We start from the raw sequence: 1,427 nt of genomic DNA, 5'->3' as shown, positions 1-1,427 counted from the left end.
CAACTAATTAAACCAGGGTAAATGCAATAAAAAATAGCTCCCAATGTGCATTGGGTGTATATCCGTTGATCGTGGCTCGAAACCCCTATAATCTCGTAGAACTATACTCGCAATAGAGTTAAGTTGTTGAAAATGACCCGGTCTTTTTATCAATAAGCCACAGCTTATTGATTCTTGCCCTTACCCTGCTAATTAAACAGCTTTTCATTGACTGTTAACAGTCACCAGTCAAGGGTCAACAATTAACAAAAATACAGTTAACAAAAATACAGTTATGAGCTATATAGCGCGAATTAGCGATCGCTTACATTAAAGGTTATAAAAATCAGACTTTTGAGAATTATACTAATCTTCTGACCGAAGCATCTCAGATTCACTCACCATCCCGGAGACGAAACCTGATTAATAGTGCAGCCTTACAACAAAACCTGTCACATGCAGATGGCCTACCTACCAACTTGCTTTGGCTGCACTATTCTTGCGCTAACTTCTGACCCGGTTTAAAAACGCGGGGATGAACGACTATCGGGGATTTTTGTAATCACTCCATCGACGAGTCCCGCCACTCAAAGATGTTTGTTCCCTTGCTTAATATTCTCTTTCCCAGGTTACAGGTTGAAGGTTAAAGGTGAGCAAACCAACCTTTAACCTTCTAACCTGTAACTTGTAACCCAAGCCAACCTGGAACCTTTAACCTTCAACTGCTTTAGGCTACGGTAGAAGAAACTAACTCCCGTTCCTCTGCCACATCAGGATTGGCTTGAGGAGTATCCACCTCAGAAGGTGGTACCACTTGCCAGAATTTGGGCAGATATTCAGACCAGTTGTCCAGAATCATCTGGGCTTTCGGGCTACCAGTCCGAGTGGCATGGTCTTTAATTAAGTCTTTCAACTGCTGCTCTCCAGCCGCTGAAATCACCCGTTGAATCTTGACATCCTGGTTCACTTTGGCGGGAAAACTCTCCTCTTCATCTAGGAAGTAGGCTAAACCACCAGTCATACCAGCACCGACATTGCGTCCCACTTTCCCTAAGACTACAATTACACCACCGGTCATATATTCACAGCAGTGATCACCAGCTGCCTCAATCACAGCATAGCCTTTAGAGTTGCGCACACCAAACCGCTCACCAGCACCGCCATGGGCAAATAATGTTCCACCAGTGGCACCGTAGAGGCAGGTGTTACCTACAATCACATTGTTAGCCGGGTCGTAGGTGGCATCAGCTGGTGGTTTGATAATAATTTCACCACCATGCATCCCTTTGCCTACATAGTCATTCGCTTCACCAGTTAAAATCAGGGTCATACTAGGCAGGTTAAAGGCACCAAAGCTTTGACCCGCAGCTCCCTTGAAGTTGAGAGTAATGTGTCCATCGAAACCACTGTTACCATACTGCTTGGCAATTACCCCAGCAATTCGAGCA

At 44.7% G+C, this 1,427-nt stretch carries 1 pseudogene; it reads right to left on the bottom strand.

Features of this window, described 5'->3' with window-relative positions:
• Positions 1-706 precede the first annotated feature (706 nt).
• Positions 707-1,427, bottom strand: a pseudogene (locus F6J99_RS45015) (glutamate synthase subunit alpha); the annotation flags it as partial.

This window comes from Moorena sp. SIO4G3, from assembly GCF_010692305.1.
In the GTDB taxonomy this organism is placed as follows: Bacteria; Cyanobacteriota; Cyanobacteriia; order Cyanobacteriales; family Coleofasciculaceae; genus Moorena; species Moorena producens_A.
The sequence above is the reverse complement of the archived record's forward strand: the minus strand, read 5'-3'. Positions and strand labels throughout refer to the sequence as shown.